The 20,990-nt window shown below is 64.6% G+C and carries 19 protein-coding genes; 4 read left to right on the top strand and 15 right to left on the bottom strand.

All coding sequences use genetic code 11. The annotated features are described in order from the left end of the window. Positions 1 to 30 precede the first annotated feature (30 nt). From ABGX75_RS14540 to ABGX75_RS14505, 8 genes are all read right to left on the bottom strand, one after another. Positions 31 to 1,044, bottom strand: coding sequence for a TRAP transporter substrate-binding protein (locus ABGX75_RS14540; protein ID WP_011505580.1), 1,014 nt, complete (start codon positions 1,042 to 1,044; stop codon positions 31 to 33). Between the two features lie 55 nt (positions 1,045 to 1,099). After that, positions 1,100 to 2,197: a LacI family DNA-binding transcriptional regulator gene (locus ABGX75_RS14535; RefSeq protein ID WP_347411076.1), complete on the bottom strand. Its 1,098-nt coding sequence runs from the start codon at positions 2,195 to 2,197 to the stop codon at positions 1,100 to 1,102. A 163-nt stretch (positions 2,198 to 2,360) separates the two neighbouring features. Beyond that, a complete protein-coding gene (locus tag ABGX75_RS14530) occupies positions 2,361 to 3,338 on the bottom strand; it encodes a D-glycerate dehydrogenase (protein ID WP_110060871.1) in 978 nt (325 codons plus the stop codon). A gap of 38 nt (positions 3,339 to 3,376) precedes the next feature. Beyond that, positions 3,377 to 4,336, bottom strand: a complete 960-nt coding sequence (locus ABGX75_RS14525; RefSeq protein ID WP_347411075.1) for a sugar kinase — start codon at positions 4,334 to 4,336, stop codon at positions 3,377 to 3,379. Next, a complete protein-coding gene (locus tag ABGX75_RS14520; RefSeq protein WP_347411074.1) occupies positions 4,312 to 5,397 on the bottom strand; it encodes a LacI family DNA-binding transcriptional regulator in 1,086 nt (361 codons plus the stop codon). Before ABGX75_RS14520 ends, ABGX75_RS14525 begins: the two co-directional genes overlap by 25 nt. A gap of 216 nt (positions 5,398 to 5,613) precedes the next feature. Further along, entirely contained in the window at positions 5,614 to 6,693 is a 1,080-nt protein-coding gene (locus tag ABGX75_RS14515; RefSeq protein ID WP_347411073.1) for a TRAP transporter substrate-binding protein, read from the bottom strand. Between the two features lie 49 nt (positions 6,694 to 6,742). After that, positions 6,743 to 8,191: an aldehyde dehydrogenase gene (locus ABGX75_RS14510; RefSeq protein WP_347411072.1), complete on the bottom strand. Its 1,449-nt coding sequence runs from the start codon at positions 8,189 to 8,191 to the stop codon at positions 6,743 to 6,745. An 80-nt stretch (positions 8,192 to 8,271) separates the two neighbouring features. After that, on the bottom strand, positions 8,272 to 9,102 hold the full coding sequence (locus tag ABGX75_RS14505; RefSeq protein ID WP_347411071.1) for a p-hydroxycinnamoyl CoA hydratase/lyase: 831 nt from the start codon (positions 9,100 to 9,102) through the stop codon (positions 8,272 to 8,274). 91 nt (positions 9,103 to 9,193) lie between these two features. Between ABGX75_RS14505 and ABGX75_RS14500 the strand changes: the two genes are divergently transcribed. Further along, a complete protein-coding gene (locus ABGX75_RS14500; RefSeq protein WP_347411070.1) occupies positions 9,194 to 9,691 on the top strand; it encodes a MarR family transcriptional regulator in 498 nt (165 codons plus the stop codon). A 43-nt stretch (positions 9,692 to 9,734) separates the two neighbouring features. On the opposite strand, the gene ABGX75_RS14495 is transcribed toward ABGX75_RS14500, so the two are convergent. From ABGX75_RS14495 to ABGX75_RS14475, 5 genes are all read right to left on the bottom strand, one after another. Continuing rightward, entirely contained in the window at positions 9,735 to 10,799 is a 1,065-nt protein-coding gene (locus ABGX75_RS14495; protein ID WP_179152559.1) for a TRAP transporter substrate-binding protein, read from the bottom strand. Positions 10,800 to 10,865: 66 nt separating this feature from the next. Next, entirely contained in the window at positions 10,866 to 11,342 is a 477-nt protein-coding gene (locus tag ABGX75_RS14490; RefSeq protein WP_347411069.1) for a DUF3237 domain-containing protein, read from the bottom strand. Positions 11,343 to 11,388: 46 nt separating this feature from the next. After that, positions 11,389 to 12,708, bottom strand: coding sequence for a TRAP transporter large permease (locus tag ABGX75_RS14485; RefSeq protein WP_043557876.1), 1,320 nt, complete (start codon positions 12,706 to 12,708; stop codon positions 11,389 to 11,391). Continuing rightward, positions 12,708 to 13,292 carry a TRAP transporter small permease gene (locus tag ABGX75_RS14480; protein WP_347411068.1) on the bottom strand — a complete coding sequence of 195 codons (585 nt, stop codon included), beginning with the start codon at positions 13,290 to 13,292 and terminating at the stop codon, positions 12,708 to 12,710. The genes ABGX75_RS14485 and ABGX75_RS14480 overlap by 1 nt, the downstream gene beginning before the upstream one ends. 141 nt (positions 13,293 to 13,433) lie before the next feature. Further along, positions 13,434 to 13,937, bottom strand: coding sequence for a MarR family winged helix-turn-helix transcriptional regulator (locus tag ABGX75_RS14475; protein WP_347411067.1), 504 nt, complete (start codon positions 13,935 to 13,937; stop codon positions 13,434 to 13,436). A gap of 281 nt (positions 13,938 to 14,218) precedes the next feature. Here ABGX75_RS14475 and ABGX75_RS14470 point away from each other — a divergent pair, with 281 nt between their 5' ends. Together ABGX75_RS14470 and ABGX75_RS14465 are read left to right on the top strand one after the other, a co-directional pair. Then, entirely contained in the window at positions 14,219 to 16,012 is a 1,794-nt protein-coding gene (locus ABGX75_RS14470) for a feruloyl-CoA synthase (protein ID WP_347411066.1), read from the top strand. A gap of 77 nt (positions 16,013 to 16,089) precedes the next feature. Then, positions 16,090 to 17,028 carry a Gfo/Idh/MocA family oxidoreductase gene (locus ABGX75_RS14465; RefSeq protein ID WP_179152562.1) on the top strand — a complete coding sequence of 313 codons (939 nt, stop codon included), beginning with the start codon at positions 16,090 to 16,092 and terminating at the stop codon, positions 17,026 to 17,028. A 91-nt stretch (positions 17,029 to 17,119) separates the two neighbouring features. Here ABGX75_RS14465 and ABGX75_RS14460 read toward each other — a convergent pair whose 3' ends face one another. Then, positions 17,120 to 18,280, bottom strand: coding sequence for a DcaP family trimeric outer membrane transporter (locus ABGX75_RS14460; RefSeq protein ID WP_179152563.1), 1,161 nt, complete (start codon positions 18,278 to 18,280; stop codon positions 17,120 to 17,122). Between the two features lie 460 nt (positions 18,281 to 18,740). Continuing rightward, entirely contained in the window at positions 18,741 to 19,526 is a 786-nt protein-coding gene (locus tag ABGX75_RS14455; protein ID WP_347411065.1) for an IclR family transcriptional regulator C-terminal domain-containing protein, read from the bottom strand. Between the two features lie 103 nt (positions 19,527 to 19,629). Between ABGX75_RS14455 and ABGX75_RS14450 the strand changes: the two genes are divergently transcribed. Beyond that, complete coding sequence (locus ABGX75_RS14450; protein ID WP_347411064.1) at positions 19,630 to 20,967, top strand: adenylosuccinate lyase family protein; 1,338 nt, start codon at positions 19,630 to 19,632, stop codon at positions 20,965 to 20,967. Positions 20,968 to 20,990: the final 23 nt, after the last annotated feature.

The following is a 20,990-nucleotide window of genomic DNA, read 5'->3' as shown; positions in this document are numbered from 1 at the left end:
CGGGATGGGGCATCCATCCCGGCCGGGAGATTACTCGACGTTGACGATCCGGTCATGCAGCTCGGTGAGGCCCATGTCGTCGATCACTTTCTGCAGCGGCTCGGCGACGATCTCCTTCATGCGCTCGCGATCCATCGGGTAGAGCGTGGCGCCTTCCTCCTCGAGCGTCTCGAGTGCTTCGGCGTCCTGTTCGAGCTGCACCTTGCGGGCATAGCTCGCGGCTTCCTGGGCGGCGGCCATGACCGCCTCGCGCTGGGCGTCGTCGAGGCGATCCCAGGTCATTTGCGAGAGGGTCAGCAGGCGCACGGTGATGTCATGCTCGGAGAGCCCGATGTGCGGGGCCACTTCGTGGAAGCGCATGCGATGAATCCACTCGGCCTCGTTGAGCAGGCCGTCGATGGCGCCCAGCTGCAGCCCGGTGTAGATCTCTTTCCAGGCCATGACGGTGGGCTCGGTGCCCAGGGCTTTCCAGGCGGCGATCAACGGCTCGGTCGGGTTGGTGCGCAGCTTCATGCCTTCCAGGTCGTCGAGGCTTTCCAGCGGCCGCGTGCTGACGATCTGACGCTTGCCGCCACCGAAGAAGGCCAGCACCTTGACGCCGGTGTCGTCCTCGATGCGATCCGCGATGTCGCGCCCGACCTCGCCATCGAGCACGTGGCGCCAGTGGGCCTCGTCGCGATACATGAACGGAATCGAGAACACGTTGGCGGTCTGCGAGAAATCCGTGATCAAGCCGGGGTTGATGATCGACATGTCCAGCGCGCCGGCCATCTGCTGTTCGAACATCTCGGTTTCGTGGCCGAGCACGGAGTTGCCGAGGATGGTGACGGAGACATCGCCGTCGGTCTTGTCTTCGACCAGTTCCTTGAAGCGTTCGGCCCCGAGCTGATAGGCGGTGTCCTCGGTGCCGCCATGGCCGAAGCGCAGGTCCACGGCCTGGGCGCCGCCGGCCAGCGTCATGCCGAGCGTCAGCGCGACAGCGCCGAGCGCGCGCTTGGCGAAGGGGCGGCGGGATGCGTTTGGATCGATCCAGTTCTGAGTCATGATGTCACCTCGTTGATTGTTGTGTCCGCCGGTGGCGGCTGGCGCAGGGATGGTGTCAGATGTCGACGACGTCGGTGCATCGTCGCGGTGGTGTCGCGTCGGCGGTGCAGGGACCGCACGAGTCGCGGACGTGCAGGCGTGGGGTCAGGATCACCTGCTCGCGGGTACCGTCGGGGTCGGCGATGCGTCGCATGGCGAGACGCGCCGCCTCCTCGCCGATGGCATAGGGATGGGTGGCGACGCTGCTCAGCGCCGGCAGGCTCAAGGCCGCTTCCTCGATGTCGTCGGTGCCGATGACCGCGCAGTCCTGGCCGGGCGTCAGGCCCAGGCGCTGCAAGCCCAGCATGGCCCCCAGGGCCATCAGGTCGTTGTGGCAAATCACCGCCGTGGGACGCGGGCTTTCCTGCATCAGGCGCTGCACGGCGTCGAAGCCGGCGCGCCGCGTGACCGGGCCGCGTATCACGCGGTGCACATCGTCGAGACCGTGGGCCCGCATGGCCTCGTGGTAGCCCCGGTGGCGGGCCTGCGTGGCGGAATGCTCGGCGTCGCCGCCCAGGAAGACGATCCGCCGGTGGCCGCATGTCACGAGATGGTCCACGGCCTGGCGCACCCCGAGTTCGAAATCGGTGCCCGCGTAATCGAACGGGGGCTCGCCGACATGGCGCAGCACCTGCACGCAGGGCAGGTTCCAGTCGGCGAGCCGGGAGACCAGCGCGGGATCGGTGCCCTCGGCGGGGCAGAGCAGCAAGCCATCCACGCGCTGTTCGCGCATGCGTTCCAGGAAGCGCTGCTGACGCTGGGGAGAGTCTTCGCTGTTGGCCAGGAACGAGACATAGTTCTCGCGGTGCAGCACCGAGTCGATGCCCGCCACCATGGCGCCGAAGAACGGGTTGGCGATGTCGTAGACCACCACGCCGAGGGTGAAGGTGCGGCTGGCGCGCAGCGCTGCTGCGCCACGGTTGTAGACGTAGCCGAGGGCCTTGATGGAAGCCTGCACACGTGTGCGGGTGGTGTCCGCCACCAGGGAGCTGCCACGCAGTACCAGCGAGACCGTCGACCGCGACACGCCGGCATGCGCGGCGATGTCCTGCAGCGTGACGCTGTGACGCGCGCTCTCGCGTGGGGACGACGGGGTCTCGGGGGATTCGGCCATGCTGGCGTGCCTCGTTTTTGGATTGATCCAAATCTGAGGTCAGCCTAGAAGAGTCGCCGTCTCGGCCCCATTCGCCTTTGGTCCAACTACGACCAGAGTCGTAGAGGCACAGCGCAATGGATCTGAAACGCCCACGCTGTGGCGTGGGCGGACGGGAAAGACGTCAGCCGCGCGGTGTGACGTCGTTGTAGGGACTGGGGGGACGGCGGCCCTCGAGGGCGGCGATGACGTTGTCGATGGCGCGCTGGGCCATGGCCTCGCGCGTTTCATGCGTCGCCGAGCCGATGTGCGGCAGGGTCACGACGTTGTCCATCCGGGTGAGCGGCGAGTCGCCGGGCAGCGGTTCCTGAGCGAAGACATCGAGCCCGGCGGCGTGGATCTCGCCGCTGGAGAGCGCCTCGATCAGGGCTTCCTCGTCGACCACCTTGCCGCGCGCGATATTGATCAGAATCGCCGAGGACTTCATGCGCTTGAAGACGGCGGCGTCCATCAGGCCGGTGGTCTCGGCGGTGAGGGGAACGTTGACGCAGACGAAATCGGCCTGCTCGAGCAGGGTCTCGAACTCGCAGTGCGTCGCACCCAGTTCCGCTTCCAGCGCCGGCTTGCGCGAGGCGTGGGTGTAGAGCACCGACATGCCGAACCCCAGGGCGCCGCGCCGCGCGATGGCCTGCCCGATGCGCCCGAAGCCGACCATGCCCAGCGTCTTGCCGTGGACGTCGGTGCCGAAGTGGGACTCGCCGATACCGCTCGTCCATTGACCTTGCTTGACCATGTTGGCCAGTTCCACCGCGCGGCGGGCGCTGGCCATGATCAGCAGGAAGCCGGTGTCCGCGGTGGTTTCGGTGAGCACGTCCGGCGTGTGGCAGAGCAGGATGTTGCGCCGGGTGAGCTCCTCCACCGGGTAGTTGTCGACCCCCACCGAGATGCTCGAAATGGCCTCCAGGTGGGGCGCGTCGTCGAGCAGCTCGGGCGTGATCGGCAGGCTGGCGCCCAGCAGGCCGTGGGCGTTGCGCAGCGCTTCGCGAAATGCTGGATCGTCGGGGCCCTCCAGCGTATCGAAGTAATCGACGTGGAAGTGGTTGCGCAACTGCTCGAGGTGATGCGGCTTGAGCCGCCGAAAGGCAACGATGCGTTTGGTCATGCGTGGCTCCTGGTCATGGATGAAGCGGGAATGTGCCGTCACGCCAAGGGGTGAGCGGCTTCGAGGTCGCGCAGGCGGGCACGATCGGGCAGACCTTCCATGTCGCCGACGACCTGGACTTGCTCGGCGCCGATCAGGTTGCCGCGATGCGCGGCATGGCGCGGCGAGAAGCCATCGAGCAGTGCGCTGATCACGCCTACCGCGAAGCCATCGCCGGCGCCCACGGTGTCGACGACGCGGGCAACGCTGACCCCGCTGACCGTGCCCGCGTCCTGCTGCGTGCGCACGTAGCTGCCTTCGGGGCCGAGCTTGATGATGACCCCCGTGGCGCCCTGGTCCAGGTAATGGCCGGCGATGTCGTGGGGACTGTCGAGCCCGGTCAGGCGCTGTCCCTCGGCGAGCCCCGGCAAGACCCAGTCGGCGCGGGCGGCCAGCGCATTGAGGGTGTCGCGCATGTCGGTCTCGCTGTCCCACAGCGTGGGGCGCAGATTGGGGTCGAAGGTAATGGTGAGTCCCGCCCGGCGCGCCTGCTCGAGCATGTGAAAGGCGAGCTCGCGCGTGCTCGGCGACAAGGCCGGCGGCAGGCCGGTGGCATGCAGGTGGCGCACGCCCTGGAACGTCAGGTCGCGCACGTCGTCGAGGCCCAGGTGACTGGCGGCGCTGCCACGACGAAGGTACTCGACCTTGGGGTCCTCGCCGTGTTCGGCGCGTTCCTTGAATACCAGCCCGGTAGGGTGGTCGGGGTCGGTGCGCAGATGGCGGCAGTCGAGGCCTTCGCCTTCGAGGGTGCGGCGGATGAAACGGCCGAAGCTGTCATCGCCGACACGGCTGATCCAGGCGACCTGAAACGCCAGGCGCGCCAGGCCGATGGCGACGTTGGTGTCGGCGCCGGCGATACGGCGCTGGAAGCGTTCGACCTCGGCCAGATCGCCGGGCGTCTCGGCAATGAACAGCGACATCGCCTCGCCGAAGGTCAGAATGTCCGGAGAGAGGGGCATGACAGGCTCCTGAAATCAGTCGTGGGTGCGGCCGCCGAATCGCGACGGGTCGAGCCGCGTGGAATCAAGGTGCCGGCGTAATCGAGGCGCCGTGGCGGACGTTGTCGGCCTTCCGGGGAAAAGCGCGTGACGAGGCAGTCCACGGCGCTGGCCCCGAGCGTGGCCGTGGGCTGGGCGAGCGTGGTGATGCCGGGGCCGACCAGTGCGCACCAGTCCAGTTCGTCGATGCCCATCAGGCCGACGGGGCCGAGCGTGACGCCGGCCTCGCGCAGCCACTGCGCGACCGCCAGCGTGACCTGGCCATTGGCGCAGAGTATCGCCCCTGGCGCAGGGTCGCGGCTGTCCACGAAGCGGCGCAGCTTCGTCGCCAGGGCATCGCCGGGCGCCTCCAGCGCCACGCCGAGCGTCTCGCCGCGCCACTCGGGGTGCCGCGCGAGGCAGGCCTCGACCCGGGCCAGACGTGCCTGGCGTGAGCTGGCCTCGGTCACCGGCTCGCTGACGTACAGCAAGCGGCGGTATCCCTGTGCGTGCAGGTGCGCGAAGGCCTGGTCGATGGCCAGGGCGTTGTCCAGCCCCACGATGTCCGCATCGAGGTCGCTCACCTGGCGGTCGAGCAGGACGACCGGCGTGCGCGGGTCGGCGAAACGGCGCAATGCCGGGCCGGGGTCGCCGGCGGCATTGATGATCATGCCTTCGACCCGGTAGGCAGCCAGCATGTCGAGATGACGGCGTTCGAGCACGGCGTCGTTGTCGGTATTGCATACCAGCAGCGACAAGCCGTGGGCGCGACATGCCTGCTCGGCGCCGTGCAGCACCGCCGTCGAAAAGGGGTTGCGAATGTCGGCCACCAGCATGCCCAGCAAGCGCGACTGCCCACCCTTCAAGCCGCGCGCCATCCAGTTGGGGCGATAGCCCAATGACGTGATCGCCGTGGCGATGCGCGTCTGCATGGAGGGCGAAAGACGGTCGCGTTCGCCGCCCAGGTAGCGCGACACGCTGGTCTTCGAGACCCCGGCTTCACGGGCGACTTCGAGGATGGTGGGAGTGGGCGATCGGGTCATGAGGCTACCTGTGATGGAACCGTTCCCATCATAGGTAGCCCCGCGTTGAGCGACAATCGAGACGCGCTAGACTTTGGTCGTGAAGACACCGGTCTTGGAAACGCCGGCCCTGGGGACGCCGGTCGCGTGTGCGCCGGGCGTCTCGGGCCCGGCGTAAAGAAAAGAGCGCCCGGGAAAGTCCCGGGCGCTCACGGCGCGCAGCCGGAGAGGGAGAGGCTACTGCGTCTGCTGGGTGTATTTCTCGACGAGGCGGCTGGCGTCGTCGTAAAGGGCCTGGCCGTCGAAGCCGGCGCCGTCCATGTCGTCGATCCACTGCTGGATGGTGGTCTCGGCGGCCTCGCGCCATGCCGACTGGTCCGCTTCGGCGATGTGGATCATCTGCCCCTCGCCGCGTGCAGCGATGTCGTCGATGGCGGCTTGCTCCGCTGTATCCATGACCTGTCCGATGCGCTGCGCTTCCTGAAGGCCGGCGTTGTCGTCGATGACCTTTTGCAGCTCGGGCGACAGGTCATCGTACGTCGACTGGTTCATCGCCAGCACCATCATGGCCGTATACAGCCCGTGGGAGCCGTCGAAGAAGGTATGGTTCTGCGCCACGTCGAGCACGCCAAGGGCGGAGGCGCTCTCGAACGGCAGCGTCAGGCCGTCGATCACACCGCGCGAGATCGCTTCGGGGATCTGCGGCATGGGCATGCCCACGGTCTTGGCGCCGAGCTGGGCGAAATAGCGGTTCATGGTCTTCGAGGGGGCGCGGATGGCGAGGCCGTCGATATCGCCGATGTCGTGCACGCTGACATCCTTGGTGTGAATCTTGCCGGGCGAATGGGCGAACACGGCGATGGGGTGCACGCCCTCGAAGTCGTCCTGCATGTGATCCATGGCGAACTCATGGGCCGCCATGCTGGTGGCTTCGCCCGTGGTCGGCAAAAAGGGCTGGTCGAACGCTTCGGACTCGGGGAAGCGGTTGGGCGTGTAGCTCAACAGCGTCCAGGCGATATCCACCACGCCGTCCTTGGCCTGGTCGTAGAGTGACGAGGCCGAGCCGCCCAACTGCATGGCCGGGAAGATCTCGACCTGAATGGCGCCATCGGACTGTTCCTCGATGCGCTCTGCCCAGGGTTCCAGGTATTGCGTCTGCACCGGGGTGGTCGGGGCGGCGAAATGGTGCAGGCGCAACGTCACGGTGTCTTGAGCCTGGCCGGTGCCGGCCAGGGTGATACCGCCGAGAAGCGCGAGGCCGGCGAGCGTATGTTTTGTTGTCATCATCTTGAGCTCCATGGAAAGGTGGCGTGCCATGACGCGATGTCCAGGGTCCTGGCCGTCAGAGGGGCCAGCGGTGTGACTGTTAGATCGGATAGTGCCGGGGGCCAAGCTGCATGGTCATCCAGCGCAGTTCGGTGAATTCCTCGATACCGGCCTTGCCGCCGAAGCGCCCGTAACCGCTGGATTTGACGCCGCCGAACGGCATCTGCGGTTCGTCGTGCACGGTGGGGGCGTTGATGTGGCAGATGCCCGACTCGATACGTTGCGCGACGCGCATGGCACGTGCCGTGTCGCGGCTGAAGACCGCCGCGGAGAGGCCGTATTCGCTGTCGTTGGCGACGCGCAGGGCGTCTTCTTCGTCCTTGACGCGCATCATCGCCACCACCGGGCCGAACGATTCCTCGCCGTACAGGCGCATCGACGAGGTGACGCCATCGACCACGGTGGGCTGCATGATCACGCCCTCGGCCTTGCCGCCGCAGGCCAGTCGCGCACCGTGCTGCTGGGCGTCATCGAGCAGCGCGTTGAGCTTTTCGCCGGCCTCGCGGGTGATCAGCGTGCCCAGGGCGTTGCCCTCGTCGCGAGGATCGCCGGCGCGCAGCGTCTCGGCCTTGCGGGCCAGCTTCTCGACGAAGGCGTCGGCCACGGCGTCGACGACGATCAGGCGCTCGGTGGACATGCAGATCTGGCCCTGGTTGAAGAAGGCCCCGAAGGCGGCGGCTTCCACGGCGGCATCCAGATCGGCGTCCTCGAGGACCACGAACGGTGCCTTGCCGCCCAGTTCCAGCAATACCGGCTTGAGATGATGCGCGGCTTTCTCGGCGATGATGCGGCCCACCTGGGTGGAGCCGGTGAAGTTGATGCGCCGCACGGCGGGATGCTCGATCAACGCCTCGACCACCTCGGCGGCCTGAGGGGGCGCGTTGGTCACGACATTGACGATGCCGTCGCCCAGGCCCGCCTCGACGAGTACTTCGCCGATCAGGTGATGGGTGGCGGGACATTGCTCCGAGGCCTTGAGGATCACCGTGTTGCCGCATGCCAGCGGCGTGGCGATGGCCCGCGTGCCGAGGATGATGGGGGCGTTCCAGGGGGCGATGCCGACCACCACGCCACAGGGAGCGCGCACGCCCATGGCCAGGCTGTCGGGCACGTTGGAGGGGATCACGTCGCCGCCGACCTGGGTGGTCAGCGAGGCGGCCTCGCGCAGCATGTTGGCGGCCACCATGACGTTGAACCCGGCCCAGCCCGGCGTGGCGCCGGTTTCATCGACCATGCGCGCGATGAAGTCGGCCTGGCGCGCCTCCATGGCGTCGGCGGCGGCGAGCAGCTTGGCGCGGCGCTCGCCGGGGCCGGTCGCCGACCAGGCGGAAAAGGCCCGGGAAGCGGCCTCGGCAGCGGCGCGGGCATCGCCGGCTGAGGCCGCCGCGGCCCGGGTCACGGCCTCGCCGCTGAGCGGATTGTGCCGCGTGAAGGTCGCGTCTTGCTGGGCGGCGTGGGTGTCACCGCCGATCAATAGGCTGAGATCCATATCGTACCCCCGTGCTTAACTATGTGATTGTTGTGAGGTGGGCGTCCGCCGTCCGACGCACGCCCGGGGTCGCGGGCCGTTCAGCGACGATAGCTTTCCAGGCCCGGCTTGATGCTCTTGTCGTCGAGGAACTGCTTGAGACCTTGCTCGCGACCGTGCTCGGGGTCGAGCTGCTGGGCCTGGTCGAGCTTGGCGTAGAGGTATTCCTCGTTCTGTTCCCAGGTCAGCTCGCGGCACATCTTGAAGCCGGTCTTGGCGGCGCGCAGGACGACGGGGTTCTTGTCGCGCAGGGTGGCGGCCAGCTTGTGGGTGGTCTCGCGCAGCTCGGCGCGGGGCACGCTCTGGTTGACCAGCCCCATGTCGGCGGCCTGCGGGCCGGTGAAGGTTTCCCCGGTCATGATGTAGTACAGCGCCTGGCGATGTCCCACGGTGTCGGCCATGGCCTTGCTGACCAGGTTGCCCGGGGGGATGCCCCAGTTGATTTCGGACAGCCCGAACACCGACTCGTCGGCGGCGATGGCCAGGTCGCAGGCGACCAGCGGCGAGAAGGCGCCGCCGAAGCACCAGCCGTTGACCATGGCGATGGTCGGCTTGGCGTAGTGACGCAGCAGTTTCCACTGCCAGGTGGAGGCGTCGCGGCGTACCTTGAGCTGAACGATTTCGGGGCTGGCGTCGATCTCGCGGAAGTACTCCTTGAGGTCCATGCCGGCGGAGAAGGACTCGCCCTCGCCGGTCAGCACGAGCACATGGGCGTCCTGGTCGAGCTCGATGGTCTCGAGCACATCGATCATTTCACGGTTGAGCGTGGGACTCATGGCGTTGCGCTTCTCGGGCCGGTTCAGGGTGACCCAGGCGATGCCGTCCTCGACGTCGACCTTCACGGTTTGCCAGCGGTTCGTGTAATCGCTCATGTCAATTTCCTGTCAAAATAGTATCAAGTAAGTTGATATTTACCCTGCCAATCATAGTGCGCTATCCTGCGTTTGCAAAGAGGAAACGCTTATGACCAAAGTGGAATCACAGGCCTCCGCCGAGTCGCGGCACGGCGACGCCGACGACGCCCCCGAGGCGGTGCGCGTCGCGTATTTGATCGGCCGGCTCGACCGCGCCCTGCGCCGCCATATCAGCGAGGCCGTGCAGCCTCTGGGCGTGACCATGCAGCAGTACACGGCGCTTTCCGTGCTGGCACGACGCAGCCCCCAGTCCAATTCGCAACTGGCCGAGAAGTCGCTGGTGTCGCCGCAGGCGGCCAACGAGATGGTCAAGGCCATGGAGACCAAGGGGCTCGTCGAGCGTCGCCCCGACCCGCACCATGGACGCATCATCCAGATCCGCATGACCGAGGCCGGACGACGCACGCTGGCCGAGTGCGATCGCACGGTCATGGCGCTCGAGGGCCACATGCTGGAGAGCCTGAGCGAGGCGCAGCGGGGAGCGTTTCAGCGTCATCTCAAATCCTCCCTCAAGTCACTGGGTGCGGGACTGGTGGATACCGACTGAGTGAGCGTGCCAGGCGACGCGGGCGCCGGACCTGGCATCCTCCTCAACGTGTATAGCGCTCGACGAGTCGTGTGGCATCGTCGTACAGCATCTGCCCGTCGAGCCCCTTCTCCTCGGCCTCGGCGATCCACTCGTCGACGACCTCCTGACCGACTGCCTGCCAGCGCGCGGTTTCCTCGCTGCCCAGGCGGGTGATCGTGCCCGGTTGCTCGCCGCTCTGAATGGCCAGAATCTGGCGATGGTCCGCCTGATCCATGATCTGACCGATCCGGTATGCCTCGCGGCCGCCGGCGTGAGCATCGATGATGGCCTGCAGGTCTTCGGGCAGGGCGTCGTACTTATCCTGATCCATGGCCACGATCATCATCGTGGTGTACAGCGCTCTGTCACCGCTGAAGATGGTGTGTTCGGTGGTGATGTCGGCCAGCCCCATGGCGGTGATGGCCTCGAAGGGAATCACCGTGCCGTCGAGAACCCCGCGTGACAGCGCTTCCAGGGCCTGCGCCACCGGCATGCCGATGGGCTCGGCGCCGAGCTTGGCGAGATAACGGTTCACCAGCCGGCTGGGGCCGCGCATCTTGAGGCCCTCGATGTCCTCGAGCGCTTCGATGCGCGTCTCCTTGGTATGCAGCGCTCCCGGGCTGTGGGTGTGCACGGCGATGGGGTAAACGCCCTCGAGTTCGTCCTGCATGTGCGTCATGGCGTATTCGTGCGCGGCCTGGCTGGTCGCGGCGCCCGAGGTCGGCAGGAAGGGCAGGTCGAAGACCTCGGCCCGGGGGAAGCGGCCGGAATTGTAGCCCAGCACGGTCCAGATGATGTCCACCTGGCCATCCTTGGCCTGGTCGTAGAGCGAGGGCGGTGTGCCACCGAGCTGCATGGAGGGGTAGAGCTCGACCGCCAGGCGCCCGTCGGACTCTTTCTCGATGGCCTCCTTCCAGGGCAGGAAGTATTCCTGATGCACGGGGGCCGACGCCGGGAAGAAGTGGTGCAGTCGCAGGGTGTACTCGGCCTCCTGGGCATGGGCCTGGCCGGCGCCCCAGGCGAGCGGTAGCGCTGCGGCGGCGGCCAGCAGGAAGCGGCGGCAAGCAAGCGTGGCGTGATGACTCATGGCGTGTTCCTCGTTGTGGTTGTTGTCGTCGTGCGATGTGTCGCGGTTGTCCATGTGGCGGTGGCGTCAGCCCACCGCGTAGAGGTCGATGAGCACGCTGTCGCGCGTGCGTTCGGCCTTGCCCAGAAAGATCGTGCGCATCAGCCAGGCGTAGGCCGGGCTGGTGGTGAAGAAACGCGGCGTGGTGAGAAAGTAATAGGACTCGGGCGCGACCGGCTCCCCGCGCTGCAGGCGTTGCATGACATCCGCCGGGCCGTGCCGGAACCCGACATTCTCGACTTCGATGCGATCGCCCGAGTCGGTTTCCAGGAAATAGCGCGCATGCAGGTCGGCGACGCCGTCGGGGCGTACGGTCTGCCAGTCGCCGCCCCCGGGCAGTACCACGCCGTCGAGCCGCTCCCCGCTGACCCGGCCACCGGTGATGGCGATGAAGCGTCGCTTGCCCCGGGCATCCTCGCCGAGCTCCAGGGGCGGGTCGACGTGAATCGCCAGGCGCGCGATGAAGGTCGATGTCGGCGGGGGCGGCAGCGGATCACGGGTCATGATGAGTCACCTCGGTCGGTAGCGTCGGTCATCGTGGCATCGGTCATCAATAAAGCAGGTAGACGAAGCCGAGCGTAATGGCCGGGAAGGCCACCAGCATCACGATGCGGATGACGTCGGCGGCCAGGAACGGCAGGATGCCCTTGAAGGTCTCGGTCAGCGGCACGTGGGGCGCCATGGAGTGAATGATGAAGATATTCAGCCCCACGGGTGGCGTGATCATGCCGACCTCGACCACCACCAGAGCCAGGATGCCGAACCAGATCGCCACGTCTGCGGCGGGCATGCCGAAGTCCATGCCCGTGACGATAGGCAGGAAGATGGGCACCGTCAGCAGAATCATCGACAGGCTGTCCATGAAGCAGCCGAGGATCAGGTAGCACAGCAGGATGCCGGCCAGCACGACCCAGGGGCTGATCTCCAGGCCCACGATCCAGCCGGCCGTGATTTGCGGCAACTGGGTCAGGGCAAGAAAGCTGTTGAACACGCTGGCCCCGAGAACGATGAAGAAGATCATCGCCGAGGTGACGGCCGTCTCGAGCAGGCAGTCGCGCAGACCGTTCCAGCGCAGTCCGCCCCGGGTGATCGCCAGGACCCCGGTGGCCGCCGCGCCGACGGCGGCGGCCTCGGTCGGCGTGAAGATGCCGGTGTAGATGCCGCCGATCACGATGATGAAGATCGCCGCGCCGGGCCAGACTTCCCACAGCGAGCGCCAGCGTTCGCCGCGCGATGCCTTGTCCTTGTTCGGCGCGCTGGCGGGAAAGAAGCGCACGTACAGGGAAATCGCCAGCATGTAGCTGAAGGCCGCGAACAGGCCCGGTACCAGGGCGGCGGCGAACATCTCGTTGATATTCTGTTCCGCCAGGATGGCGTAGATGACCAGTACCACCGAGGGAGGAATCAGAATGCCCAGCGTGCCGCCCGCCGCGAGCGCGCCGGTGGCCAGGCTCCCGCGATAGCCCTGGCGCTCCATTTCCGGCAGTGCCACTTGCGTCATGGTGGCGGCGGTGGCCAGCGACGACCCGCAGATGGCACCGAAGGCACCGCAGGCGCCGATCGTCGACATGGCGAGCCCGCCGCGCCGATGGCCCAGCCAGTCGTTGGCGGCCTGGAACATGGCCCGCGAGAGTCCGGCTCGCGCGGCGAACTGGCCCATCAGCAGGAAGAGAGGAATGATCGACAGCGTATGGCTCGAGAAATGCTCGTAGGGGAGCGTCTTCAAGCCATTCAGAATGCCCATCGGTCCAGTGATCAACATCGAACCGGCGGCGCCGACGACCAGCATCGACAGCCCGATGGGGATCCTGGCCGCCATCATGATCAGCAGCAGAACGAAACCGCCCGTGCCCAGTGTGATCGGTGACATCATGCGTCTCCCTGAGCCGGTGTGTGATGCTGAGTATCGCGCGACACCGACATGCAGGCGCGATAGAGGCAGACCAGTGTCAGCAGGGCGAAACCGAGGATGCCGCCGACGTATCCCCACCACAGTGGGATGTCCAGCAGCATGCTGGTCTCCATGTAGCGCTGCTTGTCGAGCAGGCCGTGGTAAAGACGCCAGGTCATCACGCCCGCCACGACCAGAAACAGCACTTCCGCGACGAAGGCCAGGAGACGCTGCACGCTTCGCGGCGCGCGCATGACCAGAAGGTCCACCGTGACGTGGCCGCCGCGCAGATGACAGTAGGGCAGGAACAGGAACACCGCGATGGCGGTCCCCATCTCGACCATTTCGTAATCGCCCGTGACGGGACCGATCCAGCCGAACATCGCCATGTCGCTGATCAACGGCAGGCTGGAGACCCAGCGCCCGGCGATGCTGGCCACGGTCATCAGCGACAGCATCGCGACGATCAGGCCGCCGACGATGGCGGCGAGCCGGCAGGTGGTCTCGAGACTGCGGCGCAGGCAGGTAATACTGGCGTGGGAAGTCGTCGCTAGGCTGCTCATGATGATGTCTTTTATAGGTTGTGTGGGTCGGCCAGGGCGCGAGATGACGAATGGCTTTTTAGTTGCTTTGTATAATTAATTGTCCGTGAGCCGGTGTGCAAGTCATGCCGTCGCAATTTGCCGGGAATTGCGCCTAAAGGATTAGTCGCCACCTTCTTCCGATGCATAGACCTTGCGCAGCAAGGTCAGTAACTGACGCCGCTCTATTTCACTAAGTGATTGAGTCGCCTCCAAATCGCTTTGTTCGGCCAAGTCTTTCAGGCGCCCTACCAGCGCTTCGCCGGTCTTGGTCAGGAAGATGCCGTGCGAGCGACGGTCGCGCTTGCAGCGCACTCGCATCGCCAGGCCGCGCTCCTCGAGACTGTTGATCAGACTAACGACTCGCGGGGGGTCGATGCTCAGCGTCTGGGCCAGGCTGGATTGCGTCACGCCCGGATAGCCCTCGATGACGACCAACGACGAGAACTGCGCCGGGCGGATGTCGTGCTCGCGCATGGCCTCGTCGAAGTGCTTGAAAACCTTGAGCTGGGCGCGTCGTAGTGCATAGCCGAGACGTTCCTCGAGCACCAGCCCTTCGACGGTGGTGGGGTAGGCTTCCTCGAGAGAAGGTCGCTCCGGGGAAGTGGGTTTCTTGGATGTCGTCATGAAGCTTCCTTATCCGGCGGTATAGTTAATATGAGAATCATCTGGTGGGTGCATTGTTTCCGATATCGCCAAGGATAGGCAACATCGCGGGGAGTTTGGCCTTCTTGTGCATCTAAAGTCTCATGTAGCGTATCTAGTCAAAAAAATAGTTACCCATTATAACTATATCCATTGCGTCGTTGATGAAAGAACGAATCGCTCAATAACAAGAGACATCACAGACTAATGGAGCCCCTTTCATGTCGTCCCCTTCCGGCAACCGGCCAGACGAGTCACGTTCCGTGAACGATGCGTCCCCGCAGACGCATTGGCTCTTCGGTGGCGAGGTCTCGGAGTATCCCCGTTGCGTGACCCAGCGCCTCGTGCACTGGGCCAGCGAGACGCCGTCGCGCACGTTCCTGGCCGAGCGCGAGGGGACGCATCGTGCCTGGCGGACGCTGACCTTCGGTGAGGCGATGCCGCGCGTGGCGCGTCTGGCACAGGCCCTGCTGGACCATGGCCTGTCGGTCGAGCGACCGCTGATGGTGCTCTCGGGCAATGGCATCGATCATGCGTTGCTGGCCTGCGCCGCGATGCACGTGGGCATCCCCTATGTACCGGTATCGCCCTCGTATGCGCTGTTGTCGGAGGACTTCGCCAAGTTGCGTCACGTCGTTGACCTGGTGACGCCGGGGATGATCTTCGTCGACGACGAGGCGCGTTTCGAGACGGCACTGGCGGCGGTTTGCGAGCCCGGCACGGCCTGCGTGGCGGTACGTCCGAGCCAGCGGGCACTGGCGCTGGAGGCACTGGCGGAAACGCCGGCGAGCGGCGCGGTCGACGACGCCCATGCCGGCGTGACAGCGGATAGCATCGCCAAGCTGCTGTTTACGTCGGGGTCGACGGGGATGCCCAAGGCGGTGATCAACACGCACCGCATGCTGTGCAGCAATCAGGCCATGCTCGCGCAACGCCTGGCGTTCTTGTCGCGGCGCAAGCCCGTGCTGGTGGACTGGTTGCCCTGGCACCATACCTTCGGCGGTAACACGATCCTGGGCATGACCATCCACAACGGCGGTTCGCTGTACATCGACGACGGCAATCCCACCGCCGAGGGGGTACGGCGCACGGTGGCCAACCTGCGCGAGATATCGCCGACCTTCTATTGCAACGTGCCCAAGGGGTTCGAGGCCCTGGTCGAGCATCTGCGCGACGATGACGCATTGCGCACGTCTTTCTTCCGCGACCTCGAGATGATGCACTTCGGCGGCGCCGTGCTGCCGGTGCATGTACGCGATGCGCTGGATGCCTTCGGCGAGCGTTCGCTCGGGCATCCCGTGCCCATGCTGACGGGCCTGGGCTCCACCGAGGCGTGCCTGGCGTTCTGCACCGAGGAGGCCAGCGACACGCCGGGGCTGATCGGTCGGCCCGTGCCGGGCATGTCGCTCAAGCTGGTGGCCACGGACGACAAGTGGGAGGCCCGTCTCAAGGGGCTCAATGTCACGCCGGGCTACTGGCGTGATGAGACGCGCAGCGCCGAGGCGTTCGACGACGAAGGCTACTATTGCACCGGGGACGCGATGCGTTTCGTCGATCCCGACCGCCCCGAGCGGGGGCTGATCTTCGACGGTCGGTTGAGCGAGAACTTCAAGCTCGTGACGGGCACCTGGGTCAATGTCGGCATTCTGCGTCTGCGTCTCATCGAGCACTTCGCTCCACTGGTGCAGGACGTGGTGGTGGTCGGCGAGGGGCGTGATGCCCTGGCCGGTTTCGTGGTGCTGAACGTGCCGGCATGCCGGCAGCACCTGGGCGATGCGGCACCGTCATCGCTGGGCGAATTGGCGCACGACGACACCCTGCATCAATGGTTCGCCCAGCGTCTGGCGACGCATCGCCAGGGGCAGTCGAGCTCCATGCGCCTGGAGCGCCTGTTGCTGCTGGATCGGCCGCTGTCCGTCGACCGTGGCGAGCTGACCGACAAGGGCTCTGTCAATCAGCGGCTGGTGCGCGAGCGTTATACGGAACTCGCCGAGTGCCTGTATGCCGAGCCGCCTGGGGATGCGCGCGTGATCCTGCCGGATTCGTCGGTGTCGTGACGTTTCCGCCTTGCCTCCACGCGACCGTTGTGTCACCACTCTCCAATCGAAATGGATGAAACGGTCGAGACGTGACGATGAAATCCCCTGTACGCATCCTGATGGTCGGTGAAGGGGCCATTGCCGCGATTCACATGCAGGCCCTGGGCCATGTTCCCGCCGCCCGTGTCGTGGCCGTCGCCGGTGGCGATGAGCACAATACGCGTCGCTTTGCCGAGACCTGGGGCATTGAACGTGTCTTCACCGATTATGCGCATGCACTGGAGGCATCCGGAGTCGATGCCGTGATCCTGGCGACGCCGAGCCCGTTGCATGCCCGCCAGGCAGAGCAGGCGATCGATGCCGGTAAACATGTCCTCTGCGAAATTCCCATGAGCCTGAACCTGGCGGATGCCGAGCGCATGACGGCGCGAGCCCGCGAGGCAAGCACCGTCGCCATGGTAGCCCACACACGTCGCTTCAATGCACCGCATCGCGAAATGAAGCGCCGTCTTCGGGCGGGGGAGTTCCATCTTCAGCATCTGGTGAGCGAGACGTATTTCCTGCGTCGCGAAAACCTCAACATGCAAGGCGAACCGCGCGGCTGGACGGATCATCTGTTATGGCACCATGCCTGCCATAGCGTGGATCTCTTCGCCTGGTTGCTGGACGATGACGAGCTCAGCGGGTGGGGAAGTCAAGGGCCACTGCATTCGGAACTTGGCATCGCCATGGACATGAACATCGGCCTGCGGGCGACCGACGGTACGCTGGCCACGCTGGCGCTTTCCTTCAACAATCACGGTCCCTTTGGCGGGTTTTATCGCTACATTGGCGAGGAAAATACCTTGCTGGCGTATCGTGACGAACTCAAGGACCACGAGGGAAATGTCGTGCCGCTGTCGACACCTGGATTTCACGCCCAGGATGCCGAGTTCGTGACGGCTATCATTGAGGAGCGTGCCCCGGAAGCTTCGTTTTCTTCCTGCCTTCCTACCATGCGGATTCTCGATAAGCTCTCCCATCACATGGTGTAAACCTTCTGCTTTCTATTGTCTTTCCCCTCTCCTGAAATGAAAAAGGCTGGCGAAACGCCAGCCGAAATCACGATCGATCATTGCCGTATCACTAGAACTGGAAGATGGCGCTTGCCTGCAGGCGGCTTGCGTCATCGGAATTGCCGTTGATCTGCTCGACCTCGGCATTCTGATACTCGAGACCCACGGTAAGGCGCTGGGTGACATCCCAGATGACGTTGGCAAAGGCGTAGTCGATGGTCTCGAACTGGCTGCCGTAGTTTTCGGGCATGTCCTGATCGAGCCGGGAAAAGCCGACGGAGCTGAACCAGTCATCGGTCCAGTTATGGTTCAGGGAAACACCGAAGGCACGCGTCTCGACGGCCTCGAGTTCGTTGTCGTCATTGACGTAGACATCGGGAGCATTGCGGTGCCCGGTATTGCCGGGGTTGCCCATGTAATTGCCGATGCCTTCGCCGTAGGCGGCACTACCACGCAGGCTCGTCATGGGGGTAAAGGGCAGGTTGAACTGTGCCTGCACCCCGTAGCCGGTGGTCTCGTCATCCACGGTATTGGTGATGTTGTTGGTGGAGAGCTTGCGTGCCACCCCGGAAAGAGCGAACAGGCGCTTGTATTCGTAGCGTACCGTCAAATCGGGCAACTGGCTCTCACCGTCGGCGACGCCGGCGTCGTCACGCGCGATCACCGTATCCGGGTCCTCCACGGCGAATGACAGGTTGCCCGCGCCCACCGGCTGGGTATAGCGCAACTGCGCCTGGCGCTCGAAGGCATAGCCCTTGGGATCACCCAATGCCAGGGTGCGCGTCCCGCCCACGAAACTCATGAAGTTCGTCCAGGTACGCCCGGCGAGGAAGCCGTTGAGTTCGCCGTAGGCATGACGCAGATTGAATTTCCCATCGGGGATGAAATGCCCTTCGAAATAGGTCGTCAAACGACCGTAATCGGTCATGGTGTGCGTACGGAAGTTGAGCCGCGACTCATAGGCGGTGAAATCGCTACGCCCATCAGTACGATTCGACGGGTCCATGATCGCATAGGGATCGGTGGCCTTGCCGAGGTCATAGTCGAAATCGTAGAGCATATCGAGCTTGACGTAGCCACCGAAAGCGATGTCGGTCTCGGTGCCCGGGATGTTGATGGTCGACCGATGATTCCACGGCGGGCCTACACGGCTAGGTTCGCCGGTGACAATGGGTTGTCCTGCTTCGACGACGTCAAAGGCGTGAGCGGGAGCGGTCGTCACGGCCGCCATGCCTGACACGAGTGACACGCAGAGCGCGAGTTTGGTCATCTTGAATTTTGTTATTTCGGATCGCATTTGTGAGCTGCCCTTTGTAGGAAGTTATGAGCGGTTTGCGCATGAACGAGTATGCGGTTCTCAGGCGTGGGGAAAATTAATTTTTCATCGCCTCCCCATGCATTTTTCTGATGACGTTTTAATGACCTCCCGCTGAATTGGCCCGTGAAAGAGAGAGGGCGAGAGAGGCCAGCCATGCTTGCTTGATTGCCATCTTTATTCCCCGGCTAATGATTTATTCGTTATGTTTTGTTCGCAATACGAACCTTGATTCGTCTTGCGTACATGAAAGCTGAAAAAAAAAGCCCTTCCTGTCAATGCGGAAGGGCCGTGCAATTGGTGGAGAGAAGGTAACGCTTTGTATTGAAGCGGTTTTTACACGCTTATACTTTGGTTGTGGCAGTGTTTTCGGCGATTAAATCAATGTTTCTTTAATTTCCAGGGCCTTTTGCTGAAGGCAGGGAAGGATGTGGTCGGTGAGCCGTTCGAGGGGGACCCGAGCGGAGTTGGTCGAGACGTTCATCGCACCGATCAAGCGCCCGCCTCCGCTGAAAATGGGGACGGCAAGCGACCGCAAGCCGGAGTCCAGCTCCTGGTCGACGATGCAATATCCCTGCTTTCCTGCCGTATCGATTGCCTCTTCGAGCTGATGAATATCGGTGATGCTGTGTGAGGTATGCGCGACGAGATCGCTTTCTGAAAGGATGCGTCGACGCTCTTCGATATCCAATGTGCTCAGCAGCATTCTGCCCATCGAGGTGTAGATCGTGGGCAGGCGGGTGCCCACTGCCAGGGTGATGGCCATCAGGCGATGCTTGGCGGCGGAGCGCGCCACGTAGATCACGTCCTTGCCATCGAGCACACCGAGAGACGAGGACTCGCCCGTTTCCAGCGTGACGTCTTCCAGATACTTTTGGATGGCGTTGTGGTAATTGTTCGCCGAGAGAAAGGCATATCCCAACTGGAGAGCCTTGGGCGACAGTTCGAAATATCGCTCCTGCTTGCGTACGTACCCCAGCGCATGCAGCGTCAATAAAAAGCGCCGGGCCTTGGCTCGATTCATCTGGGTCTTCGCGGCCACTTCGCTCAAGGTCATGCGAGGGTTGGCTTGATCGAAGGCCATGATGACCTCAAGGCCGCTTGCCAATGCGGCCACGAAATCCCTGTCATCCGGGGTAAGCGCTCCGTCTTGTGATGCCATGTCGCGTATTGCCTCGTTGTCGATTGTGGGGTACGTAGGGGCAATCTATCATAAAAGTTCGAAATGCGAACATTTGTTCGATAAATCGCCGTTGGAGATTCGTATGTACGACACCCTGCTTCGCCATCCTTTCATGAGTGACGAGGGGCGCGCAGCGACGCAAGCCCAGGATCTGGTCGCTGCCATGTGTACCGTCGAGGTCGCGCTGGCCACCGAGCAGGAGAGACTGGGCATCCTGCCGGGCGGAGTCGCGGCCGAGATCGAGCGAGTGCTCGCGGAGCATGTCTTCGACATGGACGCGATGGCGCACGGTACCGTGCTGGGCGGCAATGCGGCGATTCCCTTCGTCAAGCAGGCCAAGGCGGCCCTGCCCGACGAGCTCAAGGCACATTTCCACCGTGGCGCGACCAGCCAGGATATTCTCGACACCGCCTTGATGTTGCTGCTCAAGCCGCGCCTCGAGGCATGCCTCGCTCTCATGAAACGTAGTCGCAAGGCCGGTTGTGCGCTCATGCGTCGACACGCCGGCACGCCCATGGTCGGGCGTACGCTGATGCAGCAGGCGTTGCCGATCACCTTCGGGGTCAAGGTCGCGCAATGGGCGGAGAACCTGGCGCAGGCCGAACGACGACTGAGAGACGTGACCGAGACCGGGCTCTATCTGCAATTCGGTGGCGCGGTGGGCGTTCACTCGGGACTGGATGCCCAGGGGCTGGAGGTGATGGATCGCGTGGCCGAGCGGCTTGGGCTGGCGTCGCCGTTGCTGCCCTGGCATACCAATCGCCAGCCGATCCTGGCCTTGTCCGGTGCCGTCGATGCGGTGGCGGTGGGGGTCGAGAAAGTCGCCCTGGATGTCTCCCTGCTGACCCAGTCCGAGGTGGCCGAGGTCAGCGAGCCGGCGGTCCCCGGCGCGGGGGGCTCGTCGTCGATGCCGCACAAGCGCAACCCGGTGATCTGCGCCCGACTGCGGGCGGCGGCTCGTCAGATTCATGGTCAGGCCGCGACGCTCAGCCATGCCGGCGCGCAACCCCTCGAGCGTGGGCTCGGGGAGTGGCATGCCGAGTGGGCGCCGATGCTGGATGCGGTCCTGCTGATGGAGGGGGCCCTGGTATCCCTGGCCGAACTCTGGGAAGGCCTGGAGGTGCATGCCGAGACGATGCGCCGCAACCTGACGCTGATGGGCGGCGCGATCATGGCCGAGCCCGCGGCGCGCCTGCTGGGTGACATCCTGGGGGCTGACGAGGCGCAGCGCATCGCCAGGGAGGCCGCCGAGACGTCGCGCCTTGAGCGCCGCGAATATGCCGAGGTATTGCTCGCCCACCCGGCGGTGGCGGGGCGTGTCGAGGCACAGCGGCTACGTCGTTGTGTCGACCCGGGTTTATACATTGGTAGTAGCCAGGAGCAGGTCCAGCGTGCACTGGTGGTCCTGGAGTCGATGTAACCCCCTGTTTTTGAATTGATCTT

Source organism: Chromohalobacter sp. (genome assembly GCF_039830575.1).
In the GTDB taxonomy this organism is placed as follows: Bacteria; Pseudomonadota; Gammaproteobacteria; order Pseudomonadales; family Halomonadaceae; genus Chromohalobacter; species Chromohalobacter israelensis.
This window is presented reverse-complemented; position numbering and strand designations above follow the sequence as displayed.